The organism is Gracilinema caldarium DSM 7334 (assembly GCF_000219725.1).
GTDB lineage: Bacteria > Spirochaetota > Spirochaetia > Treponematales > Breznakiellaceae > Gracilinema > Gracilinema caldarium.
The window spans coordinates 353,396-377,202 of sequence record NC_015732.1; the positions used below are offsets into that span (position 1 = coordinate 353,396).

At 45.7% G+C, this 23,807-nt stretch carries 22 protein-coding genes; 13 read left to right on the forward strand and 9 right to left on the reverse strand.

Annotated features, from left to right (window positions below):
• Positions 1 to 134 precede the first annotated feature (134 nt).
• The 7 genes from SPICA_RS01570 to SPICA_RS15160 all read left to right on the forward strand — a co-directional run bounded on the left by SPICA_RS01570 (position 135) and on the right by SPICA_RS15160 (position 7,323).
• Positions 135 to 1,442, forward strand: coding sequence for an extracellular solute-binding protein (locus SPICA_RS01570; protein ID WP_013967788.1), 1,308 nt, complete (start codon positions 135 to 137; stop codon positions 1,440 to 1,442).
• 119 nt (positions 1,443 to 1,561) lie between these two features.
• Positions 1,562 to 2,446 (forward strand): carbohydrate ABC transporter permease, encoded by an 885-nt coding sequence (locus SPICA_RS01575; protein WP_013967789.1) that lies wholly within the window; start codon positions 1,562 to 1,564, stop codon positions 2,444 to 2,446.
• 3 nt (positions 2,447 to 2,449) lie between these two features.
• On the forward strand, positions 2,450 to 3,298 hold the full coding sequence (locus SPICA_RS01580; protein ID WP_013967790.1) for a carbohydrate ABC transporter permease: 849 nt from the start codon (positions 2,450 to 2,452) through the stop codon (positions 3,296 to 3,298).
• A 144-nt stretch (positions 3,299 to 3,442) separates the two neighbouring features.
• Positions 3,443 to 4,384: a TAXI family TRAP transporter solute-binding subunit gene (locus SPICA_RS01585; RefSeq protein ID WP_013967791.1), complete on the forward strand. Its 942-nt coding sequence runs from the start codon at positions 3,443 to 3,445 to the stop codon at positions 4,382 to 4,384.
• Between the two features lie 104 nt (positions 4,385 to 4,488).
• The gene (locus SPICA_RS15540; RefSeq protein ID WP_041396106.1) at positions 4,489 to 4,893 is read left to right on the forward strand and encodes a DUF1850 domain-containing protein; all 405 of its coding nucleotides are present in this window, start codon (positions 4,489 to 4,491) and stop codon (positions 4,891 to 4,893) included.
• Between the two features lie 98 nt (positions 4,894 to 4,991).
• The gene (locus tag SPICA_RS01595; RefSeq protein ID WP_013967793.1) at positions 4,992 to 7,010 is read left to right on the forward strand and encodes a TRAP transporter permease; all 2,019 of its coding nucleotides are present in this window, start codon (positions 4,992 to 4,994) and stop codon (positions 7,008 to 7,010) included.
• Positions 7,011 to 7,140: 130 nt separating this feature from the next.
• The gene (locus SPICA_RS15160) at positions 7,141 to 7,323 is read left to right on the forward strand and encodes a 4Fe-4S binding protein (protein ID WP_083819948.1); all 183 of its coding nucleotides are present in this window, start codon (positions 7,141 to 7,143) and stop codon (positions 7,321 to 7,323) included.
• Positions 7,324 to 7,443: 120 nt separating this feature from the next.
• Here the strand turns inward: SPICA_RS15160 and SPICA_RS01600 are convergent, their stop codons facing one another.
• The gene (locus SPICA_RS01600) at positions 7,444 to 7,908 is read right to left on the reverse strand and encodes a hypothetical protein (RefSeq protein ID WP_013967794.1); all 465 of its coding nucleotides are present in this window, start codon (positions 7,906 to 7,908) and stop codon (positions 7,444 to 7,446) included.
• A 205-nt stretch (positions 7,909 to 8,113) separates the two neighbouring features.
• Between SPICA_RS01600 and SPICA_RS01605 the strand changes: the two genes are divergently transcribed.
• Complete coding sequence (locus SPICA_RS01605; RefSeq protein ID WP_013967795.1) at positions 8,114 to 9,448, forward strand: hypothetical protein; 1,335 nt, start codon at positions 8,114 to 8,116, stop codon at positions 9,446 to 9,448.
• 10 nt (positions 9,449 to 9,458) lie between these two features.
• Positions 9,459 to 11,693: an adenylate/guanylate cyclase domain-containing protein gene (locus SPICA_RS01610; RefSeq protein WP_013967796.1), complete on the forward strand. Its 2,235-nt coding sequence runs from the start codon at positions 9,459 to 9,461 to the stop codon at positions 11,691 to 11,693.
• Positions 11,694 to 11,764: 71 nt separating this feature from the next.
• Here the strand turns inward: SPICA_RS01610 and sufU are convergent, their stop codons facing one another.
• Genes sufU through SPICA_RS01640 form a run of 6 tightly spaced genes read right to left on the reverse strand, consistent with a single transcriptional unit; the run spans position 11,765 to position 16,848 of the window.
• Positions 11,765 to 12,193: a Fe-S cluster assembly sulfur transfer protein SufU gene (sufU, locus tag SPICA_RS01615; RefSeq protein WP_013967797.1), complete on the reverse strand. Its 429-nt coding sequence runs from the start codon at positions 12,191 to 12,193 to the stop codon at positions 11,765 to 11,767.
• 2 nt (positions 12,194 to 12,195) lie between these two features.
• Positions 12,196 to 13,479, reverse strand: coding sequence for an aminotransferase class V-fold PLP-dependent enzyme (locus SPICA_RS01620; protein WP_237255887.1), 1,284 nt, complete (start codon positions 13,477 to 13,479; stop codon positions 12,196 to 12,198).
• The gene (locus SPICA_RS14595) at positions 13,476 to 14,297 is read right to left on the reverse strand and encodes a SufD family Fe-S cluster assembly protein (protein ID WP_013967799.1); all 822 of its coding nucleotides are present in this window, start codon (positions 14,295 to 14,297) and stop codon (positions 13,476 to 13,478) included. Before SPICA_RS14595 ends, SPICA_RS01620 begins: the two co-directional genes overlap by 4 nt.
• Positions 14,294 to 15,730: a Fe-S cluster assembly protein SufB gene (gene sufB / locus SPICA_RS01630; RefSeq protein ID WP_013967800.1), complete on the reverse strand. Its 1,437-nt coding sequence runs from the start codon at positions 15,728 to 15,730 to the stop codon at positions 14,294 to 14,296. The genes SPICA_RS14595 and sufB overlap by 4 nt, the downstream gene beginning before the upstream one ends.
• Complete coding sequence (gene sufC / locus SPICA_RS01635) at positions 15,720 to 16,514, reverse strand: Fe-S cluster assembly ATPase SufC (protein ID WP_013967801.1); 795 nt, start codon at positions 16,512 to 16,514, stop codon at positions 15,720 to 15,722. Before sufC ends, sufB begins: the two co-directional genes overlap by 11 nt.
• A 19-nt stretch (positions 16,515 to 16,533) precedes the next feature.
• Positions 16,534 to 16,848, reverse strand: coding sequence for a metal-sulfur cluster assembly factor (locus tag SPICA_RS01640; protein ID WP_013967802.1), 315 nt, complete (start codon positions 16,846 to 16,848; stop codon positions 16,534 to 16,536).
• Between the two features lie 153 nt (positions 16,849 to 17,001).
• On the opposite strand from SPICA_RS01640, the gene SPICA_RS01645 reads away from it, so the two are divergent.
• The 4 genes from SPICA_RS01645 to SPICA_RS15545 are packed head-to-tail and all read left to right on the forward strand — an operon-like array spanning position 17,002 to position 20,264.
• A complete protein-coding gene (locus SPICA_RS01645; RefSeq protein WP_013967803.1) occupies positions 17,002 to 17,628 on the forward strand; it encodes an NAD(P)H-dependent oxidoreductase in 627 nt (208 codons plus the stop codon).
• 7 nt (positions 17,629 to 17,635) lie between these two features.
• Positions 17,636 to 18,370 (forward strand): 16S rRNA (uracil(1498)-N(3))-methyltransferase, encoded by a 735-nt coding sequence (locus SPICA_RS01650; RefSeq protein WP_013967804.1) that lies wholly within the window; start codon positions 17,636 to 17,638, stop codon positions 18,368 to 18,370.
• A 13-nt stretch (positions 18,371 to 18,383) separates the two neighbouring features.
• The gene (locus tag SPICA_RS01655; RefSeq protein WP_013967805.1) at positions 18,384 to 19,169 is read left to right on the forward strand and encodes a hypothetical protein; all 786 of its coding nucleotides are present in this window, start codon (positions 18,384 to 18,386) and stop codon (positions 19,167 to 19,169) included.
• A 48-nt stretch (positions 19,170 to 19,217) separates the two neighbouring features.
• Positions 19,218 to 20,264 carry a hypothetical protein gene (locus SPICA_RS15545; RefSeq protein ID WP_013967806.1) on the forward strand — a complete coding sequence of 349 codons (1,047 nt, stop codon included), beginning with the start codon at positions 19,218 to 19,220 and terminating at the stop codon, positions 20,262 to 20,264.
• Positions 20,265 to 20,371: 107 nt separating this feature from the next.
• Here SPICA_RS15545 and SPICA_RS01665 read toward each other — a convergent pair whose 3' ends face one another.
• The gene (locus SPICA_RS01665; RefSeq protein ID WP_083819950.1) at positions 20,372 to 21,055 is read right to left on the reverse strand and encodes a queuosine precursor transporter; all 684 of its coding nucleotides are present in this window, start codon (positions 21,053 to 21,055) and stop codon (positions 20,372 to 20,374) included.
• A gap of 177 nt (positions 21,056 to 21,232) precedes the next feature.
• Positions 21,233 to 23,770: an alpha-glucan family phosphorylase gene (glgP, locus tag SPICA_RS01670; protein ID WP_013967808.1), complete on the reverse strand. Its 2,538-nt coding sequence runs from the start codon at positions 23,768 to 23,770 to the stop codon at positions 21,233 to 21,235.
• Positions 23,771 to 23,807 lie beyond the last annotated feature (37 nt).

A 23,807-nucleotide genomic window follows, 5' to 3' on the forward strand; every position in this document is an offset into this window, starting at 1 on the left:
CCATAGGTAAAATGTCCTAGGGAAAAAATCGACATTAGCCCTATGCCCGTTCCAGGGAAAGGGCGGCATCATAGATGTCATCCTGTAAAGGATTTTATTCGACCGTTCAGGTTGAAAAATTATAGGAGGGCACAATGATGAAAAAGATGTTCAAGTTCGGATTGCTGTTGGTGTCAATGCTAACAGCATCAACCATGCTGTTCGCCTCAGGTCAGCAGGCTCAATCAGGACAGACCTCTGGCGGGAAACAGGTAAAAATTTCCTTCTGGCACATCGGTACCGCACCAACTGATAAGGGATTTTATCAGGGTGTGGTAGATGAGTATATGAAAGCTCATCCGAATGTTACCATCGAAGTTACTATTCTGGAAAATGAAGCCTTCAAGAGCAAGCTTACTACAGTTATGCAATCTGGAAACCCACCGGATATTTTCCACAGCTGGGGTGGTGGTGTGCTTGCTGAATATGCGAAAGCCGGTCTATTAAAGGACATTACCCAGGAAGTAAAGAGTTCTGGTTTCTATGATACCATGGCTCCTGGTGTTTGGGGTGTTTATTCCTATAATGGTAAAATTTATGGAGCTCCCCATGATATGGGTGCAATCACGGTTTGGTATAACAAAGAATTGCTTGCCAAAGTTGGTTATACTTCTTTCCCCAGCGACTGGGATGAATTTATCATCCTTGTAAAGAAACTCAAAGCTGCTGGAATTACTCCGATTGCTCTTGGTGGTGGTGATAAATGGCCTGCTATGCATATCTGGTCATATATCGCACTGAGGCTCGGTGGAGGAGAACTCTTTGAAAATACCTTCTCTGGAAAAAATAAGGCCGGATTTAAGGATCCCACCTTTGTAAAAGCTGGTCAGATATTGGCGGATCTGGCAGCACTGAAACCTTTCCAGGATGGCTTCCTTGGGGCAACCTACAATGATGAAGCGGCGCTCGTCGGTAATGGTGTGGCCGCGATGGAAATTATGGGCCAATGGGCTCCCAATGTGCAAAATGACAGCTCAACCAGCAAGAAAGGACTGGGTGATAAGCTTGCTACAGCTCCATTCCCGATGATTAAAGGTGGAAAAGGAAAAATCACCGATGTAATCGGCGGTGGAAATGGTATGGCTATTGGGAAGAATGCACCGATAGAAACCCTTGATTTTCTGAGATTCCTGGACAGCAAAGAAAACAATGCTAAGTATGCTACTATTGCTGGTATTATCCCCACTGTTAAAGGTGCTGAGGTTGGCATTACCGATCCGAATGCTAAGCTGGTAAAGAGCATTGTTGATAAGACAACCTATTACCAACTGTATCTTGACCAGTTCCTTTCTCCTGCAGCCGGTGCAGCAGTAAATGATGCAGTACAGACCATTCTTGCTGGCACTGCAACACCTGAACAGGCCTGTGCTGCAATACAGGCAGCCTATGAACAGTCCAAATAAGTTCTATCTGATTTAAAAACTTTTTGCTGGTTAATTACGTCCGGCAAAATAAAGAACATGTCCGGAAGACGATAAGTTTTCCGGACATGCTATTGTTTTAATCTGCAACAGGAAGCATCATGAGAAAGAAGCTTAATCAGATACCGTTGTTAATATTTTTACTTGGACCAGCACTAGTTCTCTTTACATTCTTTGTAATAGTACCAGTTTTCAGGGCTGCATATTTTAGCTTGTTTAAATGGAATGGATTTGGTCCACTCACTGATTTTCGTGGTATTAAAAATTTTGTAATGCTGTACAACGACAAGATATTTCATAAGGCAATAATTCATAATTTTGTAATCATGGCGGTATCTCTTATAGTAGAAATTCCCCTTGCATTATATGCTGCACTTATTCTTGCCAATAAAGATTTTAAACTTGCAGTTGTTTTTCGTACGTTTTTTTTCCTTCCTTATGTTCTTTCAGAAGTAATTACAGGGATACTTTGGCAATTTATATATAATCCCCAGTATGGACTAGTGAAAGCCATTTCAACCTTTATTGCTCCCGGTTCTCCAGTACCTGCATTTTTAGCACACCCGAATACAGTACTTGCAGCTATCCTTATTACTATAATATGGAAGTATTTCGGATTTCATATGTCCATTCTAATTGCAGGTCTACAGGATATTCCTGATGAAATTAAAGAAGCAGCAAAAATTGATGGTGCAACAGAAGGTCAGACTACCAGAAAAATTGTATTACCCCTTCTGAGGCCTACCCTGCTTATTTCTATATTCTTCTCTATTGTCGGATCCTTTCAGGTCTTTGATGTTGTCTGGGCAATGGGTAAGGGGGATCCGGTAAATTCAGCCGAAACGATGGTCACCTACCTCTATAAATTTGGTTTACAGCGGCTCAATATTGGCTATGGGAGCGCAGTTGCGGTTACCATCTTTTTACTAAGCTTGATATTCAGTTTAGTCTATAACCGACAGCTTATTAAAAATGAGGAGCGATAAAGTATGATGAAATCTAATTCATCACAGCGATACCTGCGACATGTCATTCAAACTTCTTTTTGTATAATCCTTTCCCTTGTGGTCCTCATTCCGATATATATGGGATTTGTTGGTGGTTTAAAATCAAATGGGCAGCTATTAACTGATCCGGTAGGGCTACCAAACCCTCCCTATTATGAAAATTATATAAATTTGTTGAATGGAACCCTTGGAACATTCTGGAGATCCCTTTTCAATTCTGTACTTGTTGCCGTCGGTACTGTTGGTATAACCCTGGTAGTATGTGTACTTGCAGCCTTTGCATTAGCCCGTGTACGGTTTCATGGCAGAGAACTCATTAAAAACTATTTTATGTTAGGACTGCTGTTCCCACTGGCTGTTGCAATTCTCCCGTTATATTTACAGGTAAAGAATTTAAATCTTCTCGATAATTATTTAGGGGTTATTCTCCCCCAAGTCGCATTTCAGATACCTATGACGGTTCTCTTGTTGAGGGGCTTTTTTCTCGGTATTCCTCAAGACTTGGAAGATGCCTGTGCGATTGATGGCTATGGTCCCCTTGGTTTTCTTGTTAATATGATTATTCCTCTTTCTACGCCTATTCTTGCTACAAGTAGTATTATAGTTCTCGTTTCAAGTTGGAATAATTTTTTCTTACCCCTCCTCGTATTCAATAATGAAATACGATACACACTTCCAATGGGTGTTATGAATTTTCAGGGGCAACATGCAGCAGATTGGAATATGATTCTTGCATACCTAAGCCTCGCTATAATTCCTGCAATCCTTCTTTTTATCACATCTCAGAAATACATTGTTGCAGGTCTGACAGGCGGAGCTATCAAGGGATAATTAAAAAACCGTTTCTTCTTCCTCCTGAGCCGGTTATAATGGATTGCCATATAACCGGCTCTTCTTTTAATCAAAATTGATGAAATGCAGTTGCACTGCAAGGATTCTCCTTTTACAATAGGTATACCGATAATGGAGGACTTTATGAAACGAACTATGTTATTTGTATTAATGGGCCTGATGATTGTTAGTGGAACCGGCTTTGCCCAGCAAAAATTCATCGCCATTGGAACCGGTGGTGCCGCAGGAACCTACTATCCCCTGGGCGGAGCCATGGCAGAAATCTGGAATAAAAATATAAAGGGGATGAACGCCACCGCTCAAACTACTGGTGCTTCTATTGCAAACATCAATCTGCTTCGGGAAAACAAGGTAGATATTATTTTTGTTCAGAATGATGTGGCCTTTTATGCGCTGAACGGCACTGAACTTTTCAAAGACAAGGCTTTTAAGGAACTCCGCGGCATGGCTTGCCTCTATGATGAAACGATCCAGCTTGTTGCCCTGGCCGATTCGGGCATCAAAGCCGTGGCTGATCTGAAGGGTAAGCGGGTATCCGTCGGCGCTGCCGGTTCTGGAGTAGAAGCCAATGCCCGCCAAATTCTGGAAGCCGCTGGTCTCACCTATGATGACATTAAAGTCCAGTACCTCTCCTTTGCCGAATCGGCCAGCAACCTAAAGGATGGCAATATTGATGCGGCCTTTGCCACCGCCGGTTACCCCACCGCAGCGATCCAGGATTTAGGTGCATCACGGAAGATTACCATAGTTCCCATAGACGGTGCTGTGGCAGATAAATTGATGAAAAAGTGGTCCTTCTATAGTGTGACGGTTATTCCTGCGAATACCTATCAGGGTGTTACTGCCGATGTAAAGACCGTATCGGTTAAATCCATGCTGGCGGTAAGTTCCAAGCTCCCCGCCGATACGGTCTATGAGCTGCTTAAGACCATGTATGCCAATACGGATCGGCTCGTAGCTGCCCATAAGCAGGGATCTAATATTAAAGTTGAGACAGCCAAGGTTGGTATGTCGATTCCACTCCATGTGGGTGCAGAAAAATTCTTTGCGGAAGTGAAAAAGTAATATTGAAACTGTTAAGGTTTGTGATACCGCTCCATCTCTTCTCGTACAAGAGTTTGGAGCGGTGTTTTTTACTACTACTTAGTCTTACGAGTCCTTTAGGTTTTGTGCCAGCACAGGAACAACCTGTTACTTACAAACTTTGTATTAATCAGGGAGGATATCCTGTAGCTGAACTTCCTTTACCTTCTTCAGGTGAATTTATACTTACCTATGTGCATTCCATTCACAAACGGCCTGTTTATGAATACTTTAGAGCAGACCAGGGACTATTGGTCCTATATGAATTACGATATGATACAACCTCTACAGGAATGCCCTTTGATGCTGAAGGTGGGTTTCGTATGGAAAATGGCCTTTTTATTGTAACCATGAACCGTCATTTTCAAACATTACCACTTTTTGTTTCTCCGGTTCCTGGACATGGTGTTATAATCGATAGGCACTTGTATCTCTTTACAGAATGGGTTACAGAAGATACAGCTCTGGAACTTAGTGTTAAAGGACCATAAGTCCGGCACTCTAAGTTGTTAACCTTAAGTGCTCAGCCTTTTGGTTTTAGAAACCAAGCTAAGCCGTTTATGCTACTTTATAATGAGGATGGATACTGATGGAAACCGTAACAGATAGTCAGGATATTTTAAAAAAATTTGATAAAGAAGCGGATTATCGCAGCTTAAAAGGATTTGGAGCAAAATTGATATCCGCCCTGGCGATTAGCTTTGCGGTTTTTCAATTATATACCGCAATCTTTGGTGTCCTCGATGCAATGATTCAGCGTTCTGTACACCTTTCTTTTGGGCTTTGTCTTATTTTTCTTTTATATCCAACTAAAAAAAGCTGGGCTCGGGATCGGATCCATCCTATTGATGCAGTGCTAGCTGTTTTGGGGGCTCTTGCGCCGCTCTATATTGTGGCCTTTTATAAAGAACTGGTACAGCGGGCTGGAATGACTACTACCTTTGATATTGTTGCTGGAATTATCGGCTTACTGCTGGTTTTGGAAGCGGCCCGCCGGGTGGTCGGGATCCCTATGGTGGTAATTGCATTGGTATTTATTGCGTATGCCCTGGCTGGACCTTATATTCCAGGGCGGCTTGCCCATCGGGGGGCTGATTTTTCAACCCTGGTGGGGCATCTTTTTTTTACCACAGAAGGAATCTTTGGTATCCCGATAGGAGTTTCCAGTACCTTTATCTTCCTTTTTATCCTTTTCGGCGCTTACCTTGAACGTACCGGTTTAGGCCAATTCTTTATTGATCTTGCCAATGCCGTAGCGGGCTGGACCGCCGGTGGACCCGCAAAGGTTGCAGTACTGTCCAGCGGTCTTATGGGGACTGTTTCCGGCTCATCGGTGGCTAATGTGGTGGGTACCGGCAGTTTTACTATTCCTATGATGAAAAAACTGGGGTACAAGGGCGAATTTGCCGGAGCGGTAGAGGCTACCGCGTCCACCGGCGGTCAGCTTATGCCACCCATCATGGGAGCAGCAGCGTTTTTAATGGCTGAATTTACCAGTATCCCCTATTCCAGGATTATTGCTGCAGCGGCTATTCCGGCGTTACTCTACTATCTTGGCGTCTGGGCTGGAGTCCATTTCGAAGCCCGTCGCCTGGGACTCCGGGGGCTTTCTAGGGAAGAACTACCAAAATTAAAAACCATCATGCTGGAGCGGGGTCATCTTATGATACCCCTCGTGGTCATTGTGTATCTTCTTGTTTCCGGTTATACCCCCATGAAGGCAGCTTTGTGGGCTACAGTTTTATCAATTCTTGCTTCCTGGCTACGCAAGGCGACCAGGATGAAACCGATCGAGATTATTCGGGGTCTCGAAGCGGGATCCCGGTCTGCTTTAGGTATTATCGCTGCTACTGCCTGTGCTGGAGTTATTATCGGTGTGGTGACCCTGACGGGGCTTGGTTTAAAGCTTGGGTCTCTGCTAGTTGATCTTGCCCATGGACAGCTTTTGCCCACCCTTTTCTTTACCATGGTTACATCCATAGTACTCGGCATGGGGGTTCCTACAACAGCGAATTATGTTATTACCTCTACAATCACCGCTCCGGCAATTGTTATCATTTTAAGTAAAATTGCAGGTATCGATACGGGTGTTGTTGCTCCTGCGGCCATAATTCTACCTGCCCACATGTTTGCTTTTTACTTTGGTATTATTGCAGACGTTACACCACCGGTAGCTTTAGCTGCCTTTGCTGGAGCGGGAATTGCCAAGGCGAATCCTTTAAAGACTGGTCTGAACGCCTCTAAGCTGGCGATAGCGGCATTTTTAGTTCCCTATATCTTTGTCATGAATCCGCAAATGTTGCTTTTTAATGTTACTGCACCAGGGTTAATATGGATGCTGGTGACCAGCATTATCGGGATTCTCGCCCTTGCTGCGGGTGTAAATGGATTCTTTAAAACCAATATGTCCTGGTATGAACGTGTAGCATCTGCTGCAGGCGGTATTATGCTTGTATATCCCGGCATAAGCACAGATCTCATTGGCGCGGCTATTCTGCTTCTTGTGTTTTATATCAAGAATATAAAGCTCATCGTAAAAGCTAAGAAAATTCAGGGTTGCGAACGCCTCGAGAAACTCATTAAAGAAAGCAATGTAGATGCTAAATAGGTAATGTTTTGGCTTCTTAATGATTGTTATAAAGCCTTTTATATGTATTGTATTTTATATATTGACAATATGTTTATTAATATATATTAATATAGATATATATAAGGCCGGTATAGAAGGAGTAACAACCATGAATGTAAAAGTAGAACCCCATCGCTGTCCTCAGAACCATCCCTGCCCGGTGGTTCGGGTATGTCCCATCGGAGCCATAAAACAGAGGGGTTACGCAGCACCTGAAATTGATAAGTCAAAATGCATTAACTGCGGTCGCTGTATAAGATATTGCGGCTATGGAGCAATTCGCAGCGCATGAAAAGATAAGAGGGGATAGAAACTAGTTCTTTGCCCTTATCAGAATAGGAGACTTAGTCCGAAGGCTGACCAACCTGAAACGGCGAATGTTCCGGCGATAATCAGTAAAAGCCTATATCGGTTACGGGATTGTTCCAGCCGTTTCAGTTCCTGTTCTGCTGCTGTCTTGTAATTGTTGAAGGATTGTTCCAAGCTCTGCAAGGAGTCTTCCGTTTTCTGTAAGGAGTCCTTCAGCTGTTTCGATTCCTGCAGTGATGTTGTTACATTCAGTCTGAGCTCGATCAAGCTGCTTTGCAAGGCTTTCAGTTCTGCCTGCAGCTGTTCGAGCTCTGTTTTCGAGGCCTTCAGCCTGTTCTCTAATTCGGATGAGTTCTTCCTGGAGTTTTCCAGCTCGTTCTTGAGCCGTTCGTTGAGCCTGCCGAGCTGCATCGAGATCTCGGTAAGCCGTAAGAGCTCGTTCTCGTAATAGTTGTCGGTCTGATTCGGTTCTTCGCCAAAGGATAAAGCCGGTGACCAAAGCACCCACAACAAAGCCCATAAGAAAAACGCCAAAGAGAATTTTCCCGTTTTGAATATCTTGAACCATCTTGAATAAACCCGCATAGAAATTAATTAATTTTACAATGACATATCAAAATTGATGAGTACCTTAATAAAAAATCGAAGAGTACTTTTATAAAATATTATTATTTATTATAAACTCTTTGTAGATTTGTGATTTTAATCATGAATTGCGTTACTATTATAAGTATCGTTTTTATGTATTCTTTGTATTCAGGGCAGGGGGATATATGGGTGGAGTTGGTTGTTATAAGAAATCAACCTTGATTGTTGTTGTTTCTGTGCTTGCATTTTCCTGCAGTACCTTTCAGACCAATCAGTTTATACAAAATAACTTATCACAGGAAGAGAAAGCTGAAATTATCTTTCAAAAAGGTTTGCAGCTTTATAATACCCGGCTTGTTGAGCAAAACGATATAACCGCAATTCCGGAGGTTCGCAGTTATTTTGTTGCCGCCCTCCGGGCAGATCCAGAACATCTGAAAGCTCAGGAATATCTTATAAAAACGGATACCTTCAAGACAAAGCGCTTTGAGGAATATCTTGCTAGAGCGAAAGCTTTATATGAGAAAAATAACAGGACCGATATTGAAGATTATGAAATGATTGTTGCAATTAAACATGCTCAGGAAATTGATAGTTCTAATAATGATATTAATAAGTTACGGTCTGATACGGGAGATGTACGGAAACAAGTACTTCAGCGTCGTATACAGCACCTTACAGAACTGGAACAAGCTATTCGGAAATCAAAAACAAAAATAGAATTACATAAACAATTAGGTGTTGCTGTTCGGATCATGAAAGAAATTACTACAATAGATGCTTCAAATAAAGATGCCCTAACAATAAGGAAATCTATAGATGGCTATGTAACATCAGTTGTTTTAGCAGATACCAACGATGCAACTAATAAATTAAAGCAAAAAAAATATCAGGATGCAGAATTAGCTCTCATTAATGCTGAAAAAACTTATGGCGCCTTACAAAAGACGCCTTTACCTGAGTTGAGTAAGACAAAATATCAACTCTATTTTTCCTGGGCGGAGAGCTTATATGCGGAAAAAAAATACCAGGCTGCAGAAGTTCGAATCAATACAGCATTACAGGTGGAAAAAAACCCGGAAGCTGTAGAACTGAAAAACAAGATCGCCAAAGGGACGGGCACTGTTACTACAACCACCACTAAACCAGCCGCCTCAGGTAAAACAAAAACAGCGGTTCCCCAACGGGATTATGATGCTGAATTACCGGATCTCTTAGTGATTATCGATGCTACTATAGAAAAAGGGAATCTCGTGAAAGCATGGGATCTGGTAAATACCAATATGATTCAGCTTAAAATGCAGAGTAATAAAACTAAGTTGGCGTCCCGAAAAACGGTAATCCTGGAAAAGGTAAAAGAACTATATGAAGATTCAGTGGTGGCATTTAACAGTGAAGATTATGAGACTGCGCGGGATGGTTTTAGAACAATAGTCCGTATCAATCCGGGATATGAGCAGGCCCAGGCCTATCTGGATAGGGCAAATACGAAATTACGGGTCCTTTCCGGCAATGATTAGGAGCGTTTCTATGAATGAAACGAAACCAAGTCTGTCTTCCCTTTTGGATGCTCTTGCTGGTCTTATCTGTATTGCATGGTTTTTCTTTCCCATTGTCGCAGGCCCTGTGATTGATGCTGGTTCCCGCCAGCTCTTTTTCCCCTATTCAATGCCGATTCTCGTTATACAGCAGGAAGGGTTTAATGCTTATACTTTGATCTTATTGCTCCTCTATCTCATTCCGCTTTTTTGCATTTTTAGAATACTCTGCCTTTTTATTCCATCCCGCTTTGGCAGTCTTGCTTTGCCAGAACATTTTGGAATCAGTGCTTTACGAGTTTTTGTTACTATTCCCATGATAATCACGTGGATTGTCCCTTTGATACGATATGCCGATTCTTCTGTATATTTCGAAGGTCTTCCCATCTGGATCTATCTATTCGCAGGATTTACCGTAGCTGCCAACATTATCTCTGTTGTGTTTTTTTTAAAATTACTCAACAAACGGGACCAATTTGTTCGAGAATATAAGGAGTTTAAAAAAACTTTTGAAAAAAGTACCATTCTTGCTTTTATTTTTCGAATTAGAACCAAGCTGTTTATATCGTTTATTGGATTAATTACCCTTATTATTGGGGTCCTCGCCTTTTCTTTGTTGCAGAGCTATAAAAACACGATTGTCAAAGCAGTTTCCGATGGAGCTCGAAGTCAGGTTGAACAGGCTTCATCAATTTACCGGGTAAACCTTGGGGACCCTATTGCCATGTTTGAATACCTGAACCGTCAAGTTGAACTTAATAAACGAGCAACATTTCCTCATCAATATCTTTCTATGTATACTGATTTAAAGACTACTCAATATCTCTCTGAATCATTGGAGATAAAATCCAATTTTAAACTAGAATTTTCAACCTTTGCTCCTAATTTACACTTTCCTGCTTTTCCTGAATTGAAAGCTGAGGAAGCTGTTCAATACTTAAAGGCTTATAACAAAAGTAAATCAGTAGTTAGTATCTATGATTCTAAAACAGATCAGCGCCTCTTTATAGGGCCTATTCTTAAGCCAGAATCTGTTAAAGTCGGTGATGCCAGGATTCGCCAGGAACGGCTTCTTGGTTTTTCTGTAATGGCCTTTCAGGAATCGGTTATTATGAAACCCTATTTTAAAACAAGGATATTTGTGATGGTGCTAACCCTGCTCTTTCTCTATCTTGCTATTATTTTGGTCTATCTTATTGGGAATTATATTGTAAATCCACTTTTGTTCCTCAGGATGAATGTCAGAAAAATCTCGGATAACCTGCAGTCTATGATTCGGGGAAATACCAGGATTTCATCTCATGCCCTAGTATATGCCGATTATATTCGCAGTAAGGATGAAATTAAAAGCCTTTCCAATGAAATTGGGAATATGGTGACCGTTCTTAAAGGCGTGATTCCCTATATTTCTGCTTCCACCTTAAAGCAAGCAGAGAAGGGGATCGTCAGCAGCAGTAACCGGGAACTTGCTTTTTTATTTACTGACATGCGTGGTTTTACATCCCTTTGTGAAGGCCTTGAGCCTGATCAGGTTGTATCAATTCTTAACCGATATCTCGATTTGGAAACAGAAATCATCCTTCAGAACCACGGTGATGTGGATAAATTCGTCGGTGATGAAATGATGGCCTTTTTTGATGGCCCCCGTAAGGAACTGCATGCTTGTAAGGCTGCCATGCAGATCCGTCATGCAATGATGCAGGAACGGGATAAACGGCAAAAGGAAGGGCTTCCTGTGGTTAGTATTGGAATAGGTATCAATTCGGGACCGGTGGTCTTTGGTTCTGTAGGAGCCCGGGATCGGATGGATTTTACTTCTATTGGAGATACGGTAAATCTCGCGGCACGACTGGAAGGAGCAAACAAACAATATAATTCCAAATCTATTATCACCGAGGCTGTGTTCGATAAGGTTCAAGATACATTCCTTTGCAGGGAACTGGATTTTATAGCCGTGAAGGGTAAGCAAGAACCGGTCCGGATTTTTGAGATTTTGCAGGAAAAAGCGAAGGCACAGGCTAAGTTAATGCAAATAAAAGAACTCTTTGAAAAGGGACTTGCCGCGTACCGCAAGCAGAATTGGAAAACGGCCGCTGCAGCCTTCAGTAAAAACATAGAACTATTTAAGGATGGACCTTCCGAGGTATTCCTGAAGAGGGTTATCTACTTTGACAAAAATCCGCCCGGAAAGGACTGGGATGGAGTATTCCGGGCTACCGAAAAATAGTATGGTGAAAGCATCAGCGCGGTATTAGTTTTTCAGTAAGGATGTACCTATTTTATGATACCGCACAACAGCTACATCAGTTTCTCGAGCTGCTCCAGGGCAGCCCGCCAGGAAAGGGCCGCACATTTTAGGCGTACCGGAAGTCGGGCAACGCCCTGAAATGCTATGGCATCACCTAGGGTATCCAGTTCAGCTACATCTTTTTCACCCCGCAGAACTGCCAGGAACAGTTCTACCATTGCTTTTGCTTCTTGGGGTGTTTTGCCCTGGAGCAGCTCTGCTAGCACATCGGCGGAACTCATCGATATGGAACAGCCAGTGCCATCAAAGGCCGCCTCTGTAATTCTTCCATCGGCCCCTACTATTATAGCGACCCGTACTTTATCTCCGCAGGAGGGGTTTTGCACATAAGGAAGGTTATCCAGAGGCTTCTTATACCGGGGATTTTTATAATGGTCTCTGATGATTTCTTCATATAGATTTTCAAAGGTGTCGCTCATAGTTATAAGAGTTCCTTATGGGCTTTTTGAAGTATCTCTGCAATAGTAAACACTTCTTCTCTTGTGTTGTAGGCTCCAAAACTGAAACGGGCTGAGGAAACTACCCCAAGCCGTTGAGCTAAGGGGTGAGCGCAGTGATGTCCGGCCCGGACTGTAATCTTATGGCGGTTCAGATATGCAGCCAGGTCGTGAGCATGAACACCTTCCAGAGTAACTGACACAATACCGGCCCGAGGCCCCAGGGGAAAACCAGGTTGCGCACCAAGAATACGAAGCCCCGGGATGAGGCTTATTTCATCAATTAAAAGCTGCCCTAATTCCGATTCATAGTTCCCTGCTGCTTGATGTCCAATTGAACTGAGCCACCGGGCAGCCTCTGCCATACCGACCGCCTGGGCTATGGGTGGAGTGCCTGCTTCAAACTTATAGGGGACTTCATTGGGGGTAAAGCCTTCAAGTCCTACCTCACTGATCATATCTCCCCCGCCCATGAAGGGGGGAAGTGCCTCGAGCCACTTCCGCGTTCCATAGAGAAGTCCGATACCAAAGGGCCCGTACATTTTGTGTCCAGAAAAGGCAACAAAATCGGCGTCCAGTTCTTTTACATTAATCGGTTCAACCGGAATAGCCTGGGCGGCATCGAGCAGGACCGGGACTCCAGCAGAATGGGCCTGGGCTATGATATGTTCTACATGATTTCTGGTGCCGAGCACATTGGATATCATGGTAACGGCTATGAGTTTGGTTCGTCTGTTCAGCAGTTGAGGGAGGATATCTAAGTTCAGGATGCCATCATCATAAATGGGTATATACCTAAGTTTAATACCACGGCGGCTGGCCAACTGCTGCCAGGGTACGATATTCGCATGGTGCTCCATTTCAGTAAGGATGATTTCGTCTCCCGCAGAAAGAGTTTCCCCAAAGCTATGAGCTAGAAGGTTGATAGCCTCGGTGGTCCCCCGAGTGAAAATGCACTCCTCTGGCTTAGCACCGATAAATTCGGCTATGGTTTTCCGGGCTTCTTCATAGCGGCTCGTAGCTTCTTCGCCGAGGGTATAAATTGCCCGATGGACATTGGCACAGGATCGTGTATAAAAATCTTGTTCCGCTACAAGCACTCTTGCAGGTTTCTGGGTTGTGGCCCCATTATCTGTATAAATAAGGTCAGGGTATGCATGGAAAATAGGGAACTCTGCCTTAAGAGCCTTGGCGAACTTGCTGTTTTCAACAGAAGAAGCGGTGCTGGAAAAGACCCGCTGATCCGTTTCGGTCATAAGGTTCATCATGCTACCTCAGAAAGGAAACTTTCGGAGTTCAACAAAAAACTGGCTGCAGCCAATTCTGCTTCTTCTGCCAGGGAAGGAGGAAAGCGGTCCAGGATTGATGCAAGGTGTCCCAGCACAAGCAGTCTCTTTGCATCAATTCGTGACAGACCACGGCTCATAAGATAAAAGAGCTCCTCTTCCCGTACTCCACCGGTGGTAGAACCATGACTGCAAGCGACCTCATCAGTCTCAATTTGCAGCTGGGGAAGACTTTCTGCCCGGCATCCGTCATTCATGACCATGTTGCGGTTGCTTAAGTAGGCATCGGTGCCGGTCGCTTCCTTATCCACATGGATGAGTCCCTGAAAAACAAGGTGGGCTGAATCCTTAAGGGCCGATTTCAGAGTGGTCCTGCTCCTGCTGTTTTTGCCCAGGTGATGGGTTGTAAGGGTATGGACCCGTTTGGTCCGGTTGCGTGCCCCATAGGCACCTGCATAATCCAGAGTTGCATCGCTTCCTGCGAGGATAGCCTCAGTATAATAGATGCTTTCTCCATCATCAAGGAGCAACTCGGTTAGGGTAAGACTGCTTTGTGAGTGCAGTGTTATGGAGGTGCGTACCTGGTTCTGTACCGAGGTGGGAAGGGTGGACATGATATAGAGTTGCAAATTGCCACCCTTGGATACCTCTATGGTAAGTGCTCGACTATACGACTGTGGTTCAAGATTTTTGTTTTTATAGTCAAAACGTACTAGGAGCTGTCTGGTTTCATGGGAGGAAACCTGGATATGTATGGGCTCCCTCAGTTCATCAATATAATAGATCATGGTATTGATCATCCTACGGACCCCTCCATTTCCAGTTCTATAAGCCGGTTTAATTCGACTGCGTATTCCATGGGCAATTCCTTTACTAAGGGATCGATGAAACCATTCACAATCATCACCGCTGCTTCTGCTTCGCTCAAGCCCCGGCTCATTAAATAAAAGAGCTGATCCTCGCTGATTTTGGAAACCTTTGCCTCGTGTTCCATGGAGGCATCCTCGGCTCGGATATCCATGACAGGATAAGTGTTGGATGTAGATGTTTCATCCAGAATCAGGGCATCACATTCGACCTTAGATTTTATGTTATGCAGCCCCGCTTCTATCTTTACCATACCGCGGTAACTGGCGATGCCTCCATCTTTGGAGATGGATTTTGAGGTTACGATACTGGAGGTGTTGGAGGCAAAATGGAATACCTTTGCCCCCGTATCCTGTTCCTGGCCTTTCCCAGCAAAGGCTATAGAGAGCACTTCCCCCCGGGCTCCTTCGCCCATAAGGAAAATGGCAGGGTACTTCATAGTAACCTTGGAACCGATGTTGCCATCAACCCATTCCATGACGGCGTTTTCATAGGCAGCGGCCCGTTTGGTTACCAGGTTGTACATGTTACTGGACCAGTTCTGTACAGTAGAATACCGGATCCGGGCGTTTTTCAGGGCTATGATTTCAACTACCGCTGAGTGAAGGCTGTCCTCAGAAAAGACCGGGGCCGTACAGCCTTCGATATAGTGAACAAAGGAACCTTCGTCGGCTATAATCAGGGTTCGTTCAAATTGTCCAAAGGCCTGGGAGTTGACCCTGAAGTAAGCCTGGAGCGGTATATCAACATGTACCCCCGGCGGGACATAGATAAAGGAGCCGCCAGACCATACGGCGCTGTTCAGGGCGGCGAATTTATTATCATCCGGGGGTACTATGGTTCCAAAGTATCGCTTAACAATATCTGGATGTTCTCGAACTGCAGTTTCTACGTCGGAAAAGAGAACCCCTTTTTTTTCTAGGTCTTGCCGGATATTGTGGTACACCATCTCTGAATCATACTGGGCTCCGACCCCAGCTAAAAACTTACGTTCTGCTTCTGGGACTCCAAGGCGCTCATAGGTTCGTTTAATCTCCTCGGGCAAATCATCCCAGGACCGGGAAGCTTTGTCTGTAGGTTTTGCATAATAGGTCATGTCATCGAAACGGAGCTGAGAAAGATTTCCACCCCAGCTGGGCATAGGAAGCCTCTGGAATAGTTCCAGGGAGCGCAGGCGGAACCGGCGCATCCATTCTGGTTCATTTTTTGCTTCGCTAATTGCCATTACTGTTTCTCGCGTTAAGCCTTGTCCAGTCTTAATAATGGACCTGTCCGGCATGGCAAACCCAAAGCGTTCTTCATACCCGGAGCCAATCTGCTTAATATCCTGGTGAAGATCCTCGATGACCATGGCGTCAGCTGGCATAAACCACCTCCTTCTCTGTATTCGTCCCTGCCTCGGTGGTGGTGCCGATCAGGCGGCGAATCCCTTCGTACCCGTCCTTTTCAAGAAGTTCTACCAATTCAAACCCACCGGAAGCGGCAATATGTCCCCGTTCCAATATGTGGACCCTGTCGGGTTTAACCAGGTCTAATAATCGTCGGTAATGGGTAATTACCAGAGCTGAGAATCCAGGTCCCCGCATCCGGTTAATCCCTGCCGCAACAATTTTAAGGGCATCTACATCAAGGCCTGAGTCGGTCTCATCAAAAATAGCAAAACGGGGCTGCAGGGTAAGAAGCTGAAGGATTTCCATACGCTTTTTTTCACCCCCGGAAAAGCCGTCGTTCAGGTAACGATTCACAAAAGAGGGATCCATATCTAGAAATGCAAGGTTTTGCTTTAATTCTGAAAGGAAGGCTGAGGCGTTTAGAGGCGGGTTCGGACGGAGATCCGCAATACGCTTTAAGAATTTAGAAACCGTCACTCCTGGAATTTCTGCGGGGTACTGGAATGCAAGAAAGAGACCTTGGCGGGCCCGCTCTGAAACATCCAGATCAAGGAGAGCTGTGTCATCCAGTGTGATGGTCCCCTTAAAAACCGTGTATCGCGGGTGCCCCATAAGAATATTAGCCAGTGTACTTTTGCCATGGCCGTTAGGCCCCATGAGTGCATGAACTTCTCCGGCCGGTACTTGAAGATTTAAATCGGTAAGTATGATCTTAGCTTCAAGACCTGCTTCTAGGTGTTCTATTTGTAAACCCTTCATAATTCCTCCTGTTTAACGCTTACCAGATGGGGTAACCCAGGTCGAGCCGTACTTCGTCGGATGCCCGGTCTGGTGTCCACATGGGATCCCACACAATAGATGCTTTAATAGTGTTCCTTCCCGTTTTTTCCCGCAGGGTCAGGACGATGTCAGTTCTGATCTGTTCACCGATAGGACAGCCCGGCGATGTCAGGGTAAAATCCACTTCTATCCATTCGCCCTGCTGTTCTGCCCGGTATACCAATCCCAGGTCCACAATGCTGTAACCCAGTTCGGGGTCTTCTACGGTTCGTAACATGTCGAGGAGCTCCTGCTCCGTATAGTTGCTTGCCATATATACGACTAATTTAGTAATATTATAATATAAATTCAAGCCCTTCAGAGTGCAGGGCTCTCTATATTGTAAGGTCTCCTAAAAACCTGACAGCCTGCTGAGCTGTCCTGGAGTGTTTTTTGAGCCAAAACGAACATGCATGATGAGGTAACCATGAAGGTAGTTGTAGTCTTAGCGCATCCAAAACGAGATGGTTTTAACCGGGCGATTGCACAGCAGGTGCTCGATTTTTTTAAAAGGGATCCAAAAAATCTGGTTGATTTTCTCGATTTATATGCGGAGCATTTTGATCCGGTTCTCAGTGAAGATGAAATACCTCGAAAATTCAGTTTTGATGAAACTACCCTGCGGTATCAGCAGTTGATTAAAGATGCCCACAGGGTTGTGTTCATTCACCCCGACTGGTGGGGCGGACCTCCGGCAATTCTTAAGGGCTATTTAGACCGGGTATTCCGTCCCGGAGTAGCCTATGGATTTCGAGAAGCGGATTTTAGAAATGCTGATAGTCCTGGTCTTTTTTCAAATAAACGTTTCGATGTCTTTATTACCACTGATGCTCAGGATCCCGATAGTTCTTCCGTGCAGAATCATGCACCCGGTATTGATGAGCCGTCGAGGCAGCGTTCCTCTTCCTGGCCGCCTGCACGGGTCTGGAAGGAACAGGTTTTGGAATTCTGCGGTGTAAAAGCTGCTTATATCCATGTTTTCTGGAATCTCCGGGGCAGTACCTACGCTGAGCGCAAGGCCTATCTGGATTCCATCCCGACCCGCATGTTATAAAGGGGCTGTGAATCTCATACTTTTTAAACAGGAAGAACTGGGAAAACCCCTCCCCAAACGGGATGACCGGACTATCCATCTCGTCAAGGTCCTTCATAAGGCTGCAGGGGACACCTTTGGTGCGGGGATTTTAAATGGTCCTCTTGGCCAGGGCCGTATTCTATCCATAGAACCTGATGGCTCGATACAGATTGAACTCCAGCTTGATAAGCCTGCTCCCCGGCGGCATCCGCTCCGCACCGCCGTCGGGTTTCCTCGGCCCATACAGCTCAGGCGGCTTCTTCGGGATCTTTCGAGCCTTGGTGTTTCTAATATAGACCTGCTGGCCACCGAATTGGGGGAAAAATCCTACCAGGATACCACCCTCCTCACCGACGGCGGTGCGGAGCAGGCTCTCATAGAAGGGGCAATTCAAAGCCGGGACACGACCCTGCCGGTAATCAGCACGTATCCGTCCCTCAAGGCGTGGCTCAACGCCCGTCCCTGGGAACCTATGACGTCACTGCTTCTTGCTCCGGACAATGTTCATCCCCAGGGTTCCCTTGCGGATCTCCCTTGTACTCCGGGGGCTGCGGCGGTTCTTGTGGTTGGTTCAGAACGAGGCTGGTCAGAACAGGAGCGGGCTCAGCTCGAAGCCGCTGGTTTTATGAGGCTTTCTATGGGAAGCAGGGCCCTCCGAACCGAAACTGCCTGTGTGGCCGCGGTGATTCTGGCACTGGAAAAAATTGGTGCACTCCGATAGTATCATCCTTACCATGAATCAAGACCAGGTTAAACAGCAGCTTCTTGCAATAGAAGATGCACCGCTAGATTTTTCTGTTATTTTTTCAGGAAAACAGAGTAAAAAAGTAAACGGCCTTTATAAGCCTGAAAGCCGTGAAATTATCATCCATAACCGGAACTTTACCGACGATAACCTTATGCTCTATACAGCCATCCATGAATATGCCCATCACCTCCATGCCTGTACGCGAGGGGGCAAGCTGGCTGCCCGTTCTCATACGGCGGAGTTTTGGGCCATTTTGCATGGACTATTACAGAAGGCCGAATCGGCTGGAATCTATAAAAATGTTTTTGTATCTTCTCCGGAACTGGAAGAACTGACTGAACTTATCCGGAAACAGTATATCTATGAGAACGGCAACCTGATAAAAGATCTGGGTAAACACCTCTTGCGGGCACAACAATTATGCCTTGAGATTGGTGGACGTTTCGAAGATTATGTGGATCGGGTTCTCTGCTTGCCCCGAAATGCGGCCAAGGTGGCCATGAAGATGTATCAATATAACCTGAATCCCTCCATCGGTGCTGAAAACATGAAACTGGTGGCGGGGATTCGGAACGAAGAACAGCGTATGGCTGCGGAAAGCGCCCTTCTTTCAGGGAAAAGTCCCGACGAAGTGAAGGTTCAGATTGCAAAAAAGCCTGTCCCCCAAGACCCGAAGGAACAACTCGAAAAGGAAAAACACCGGCTCGAACGGACCATTCAATCACTACAAAAACGACTCGAAGAGGTTGAACGGGAATTGGAATCGGTATAGAGAAGGCCCCTATAGATTTTGATATCTTCTGCCGATACTAGTAGCACTATGCATTGTCATTTGCACCGCGTGGTTCGGTTTGTGGGTCTTGTTCTGTTTCCTTTCCTTATACAGGGAGGTGTATTGCTCGCCATCGATGGACCCCTCATTCCTCCCGCATCGGACTCTCCAGGCCCTGTGCCTCAAAAGAGCGACCCCCTCTTTCCTAGGTTGTATTTTAATGAATATCTTGAAACCCTCAATGCCCAGGAACGGGCCCTTCCGTACTCTGTTCCAAGTCATGAAGAATCGATCCGTCATCTGCGCCGTATTATAGATTATCGATCGATACTTCTGAATAATGATATCCTTGCCTTTTATGGAAGTCCTCTATCCAAACGGATGGGTATATTAGGTGTTTATCCTATTGATGAATTGTATGCCCGGCTTAAGCAATTAGGACAGGAATACGATACCTTGAATGGTGAGCGGGGACTTAAACTTGCCTTTTATATAATTTATGGGACTGTGTGGCCTGAAGGAGAAATAGGTATACTTCGAGAATCGCTGGTAAAGCAATACATCGAATTCGCCCTTCAGAATGATATCCTTGTTTTTCTGGATCACCAGATTGGCAAGTACGGGGTGGTCGATTCCCTGAAAAAGATGCTGCCCTACCTACGGTATCCCAATGTGCACCTGGCACTCGACCCGGAATGGCGGACGACCATGCCCATGAAAGAAATCGGTTCTGTGACTGCCGCAGAAATTAACCAGGCTCAGGAGGCGATGGAAGCCTATATATTAGCCCATGATATACCAGGGGAACGGATGCTGGTCATCCATCAATTTAACTGGAAGATGATACAGCAGCGGGATCAGGTTCGAACTGATTTTTCCCGGGTGCGGCTTATTCACTGTGCCGATGGCTTTGGTCCTCCTGCGGTGAAACGGGCTTCCTATGATTACAATGCCCTTGCAAAAAATATGCCTGTTAAAGCTTTTAAGTTGTTTTTTAAATCGGGGGTTCCTGGGGCAGGCTTTGATGAACCGCTACTTTCTCCTGCCCAGGTGTTACAACTGGAACCCCGTCCCTATCTCATCATGTATCAATAGGGAGTGATATGCTGGTCGCAAGTGTGCTTTGTATGCATCTGCTGATTATAAACAATGTGCTCAACGGGGATCTGGTCCTGTAGCTAGTGGTGTATCAGTGATTTCTGTCAGTTGAGCCCTAGCTTAAAAGGATTGAGTGAAACCCCTACATCATAGGTGTCAAGGTTTTCGTGCTTTTTAAGGAGGGCTACTACCCAATAGGTGACTGGAGTCATGAGCGCCTCAACACCACACTTAAAGAGATAGTTGGTTACTACCAGGGTAACAAAGAGTTCCCAACCGAAAACACCGAAGAGGCTCGCCACCAGTACAAAAACAGCAGTATCAACAAATTCACCAACCAACGTACTGCCGATGGTCCGCATCCATAGGTGTTTCCCCTGCATCCAGACCTTCATCCGGGAAAGGACAGCTGAATTGGAAAATTCGCCCATCCAGTAACCGGCGAGGCTTGCCAGGGCAATGCCTCCTGTGCTCATTCCGCCGAGAATGGCATCATAGGCCTGAGTGCCTGCATAACCTTCCCAGGCCGATTCTGGGGGGAGCCGCTTTAGAATAAAAAATACAAGGCTTGCCAGGGCAAGCAGGAAAAAGCCAGTCCAGATGACTCGGCGGGATGCACGGAATCCGTATACCTCAGTAAGTATATCACCGAAAATGTACGAAAGAGGAAAAAGCAGGGTGCCGCCATCAAAGGCCATGGGAATGCCGAAGAGCGAAAACCCAAGATCCACAATTTTAGCGCTGGAGGCGATGTTGCTGATAATGAGTACCGCCACAAAAGCGGCCATTACCAGGTCCAGGTATTTGTAGGAATTGATCTGTGAGGATTGGTTCACGATGAACTCCTTGTTTTGATAAGGCGGGTAGCGGAGACGACCGCCGCGGCATTAAAAAACCGCACTTCCTTGCCGCTGGAAGTGCGGTTCGTACCCTAACATAGGAATACTTGTTTTGACAAGAGTTGATTAAGCCCATTTAATGAGGCCAGGTACATAGGGATGTACGAGCCCTTCATGCTTCGGCAGTATTCTTACGGTGTGTCCCTGGTGGCCTGTCGATTCGCAGGTAATCTTAACCTGAAATTTATAACAGTCCCCCTCCTGAGCTATAGGCTTCATCTCTGCCCGTTGGGCATGTTCAATATCGCCAAAGTTGGAGATGGAGCCATAGTAGAGTTCCACGCAGAGCTCTTCCGGTGCAAGGCTTCCGAGCCGTACACAGGCATTCACCGTCACGAGGTCTCCCCGCTGCATCACAGGCCGTGCATTGGACTCCACCTTGAGAACCGACAGCTCATGCCAGGCATTTCGAAGTTTCTGCAAATATGCTGCCAGGGCTTTCGATTCCTGGTAATTATCTTTTACAAGCCGCTTATAATTTTTCAGGGCAGGGAAATAGTACTTATTGGAATAATCCATCAGCATCCTATGGCATGACATTGACTGCCCTATTTCCTTCATGCAGGTTTTCATTCGACGGATCCATTCCCGGGGCAAGCCATCCCGGCCACGGGTATAGAAGAGGGGGATGATCTCCCGTTCCAGAAGATCATAGAGGGCCTTGCTTTCTATTTCATCCTGCAGATTAGTATCCTCGTATTGTTCTCCCTGGCCTATGGCCCAGCCGATTTCCGGTTTATAAGCCTCATCCCACCAGCCATCAAGAATAGAGCAGTTGAGAACCCCATTCATGGCTGCCTTCATGCCGCTCGTGCCGCTTGCTTCTAAAGGCCGCCGGGGTGTGTTGAGCCAGAGGTCCGCTCCACTGGTCATATACTTGGCCATGGTCATGTCATAGTCTTCCAGGAATACGATTTTACTGACCACATCGTATTTTTCTGCAAAATGAATAATCTCCCGGATTAAATCTTTTCCAGGCATGTCATGAGGATGGGCTTTCCCGGCAAAAATAAGCTGGATGGGGCGTTCTGAATCCCGAAGCAGTTTCAGGAGCCGCTCTGGGTCCCGTAGAAGCAGGTTAGCCCGTTTATACGTAGCAAAGCGGCGAGCAAAGGCTATGGTGAGGGTGTAGGGTGAGAGGGCATCCTCTGCCTGTTGAATTCTGCTTTCGGTGGCCCCGTTCCGTTGTAATTGCCGGCGAATCCTATCCCGGGCAAAGGCTACAAGCCGTTCCCGGCGCCGTTCATGGGTTCTCCAGAGTTCTTCATCAGAAATACGTTCCATCCGATTCCAGATATTCAGGTCTGTTGGCTCTTCTTCAAAATGGGGGCCAAAATAGCGATCCAAGAGCTCTACCATGTTATTGGAAACCCAGGTACGGGGGTGAACGCCATTAGTCACATGGCCTATGGGAACTTCATGGATGGGAAGTCCGGGCCAAATATTTTTCCACATTTCCCGGGAAACCTTCCCATGCAATCGGGCTACCCCATTGCAATAGGCAGCGAGTTTTAAAGCCAGGATGGTCATGCAGAAGGGTTCCCGGTCATCGTCGGGGTTTTCTCTGCCCAGAGCTAAAAATTCTTTCCAGGGAAGCCCTAATTCCTGTGCCCATGGTCGGAAATATTTCTCCATAAGATCGATACCGAACCGTTCGTTTCCAGCAGGGACGGGGGTATGGGTAGTAAACACATTGGTTGGCCAAAGGGCTTGCCGGGCTTCTTCGAAACTGAGATGCTGATCGTGCATCAATTCGCGGATCCGTTCGAGTCCCAGAAAAGCCGAGTGACCTTCATTCATGTGGGTTACTGCGGGATTGATGCCTAAGGCCCGTAATGCTCGTATTCCGCCGATCCCAAGGACAATTTCCTGCCGAATTCTGGTTTCCCGGTCTCCTCCATAGAGACTTGCGGTTATATCCCGTAAATCGGGAGCATTTTCTTCAATATTGGTGTCGAGTAAAAACAGAGAACTACGGCCTACCTTGACTTCCCAAATCTGGGCAACCACAATACGGTCTCCTGTCTCTACAGTTATTTTGATAGGTTTACCTTGTTTGTCTAGTTTTCGCTCCACCGGCATGTTGTACCAATCGTTTTCAGGGTAGGATTCCTGTTGGAAACCATCACCATTAAGGTACTGTTTAAAGTAACCCTGTCGATACAGGAGTCCTACACCAACCAAAGGAAGCCCCAGGTCCGAAGAGGTTTTCATGTGGTCCCCTGAAAGAATACCAAGACCCCCAGAATAGATAGGAAGGGACACATCCATACCATATTCCATGGAGAAATAGGCGATCATGTCCTTGCGGCTGCCCTTATACCAGGTATCTCGTTTCTTATAATGCTGGAAACGGTCGTAGACATCCTTGAGGGCAGCCAGATAAGAATCGTCTTCGGCCATTTTTTCGAGCCGTTCCTGGCTTACCATGCCGAGCATCCGGGCTGGATTCTGCTGGGATTTGAGCCACAGGTCATAATCCAGGCGGATAAACAGCATCACCGCATCGAAATTCCAGGATAACCAGAGATTACGGGCTATTTCCTCCAGCGGTTTCAGAGGAACCGGTAATTTTGGTTTGACGGTATAGGTTGAGATGTTCATGTATTAAGCTTAAAAGGCTAGAGTAGCCCTGTCAAAT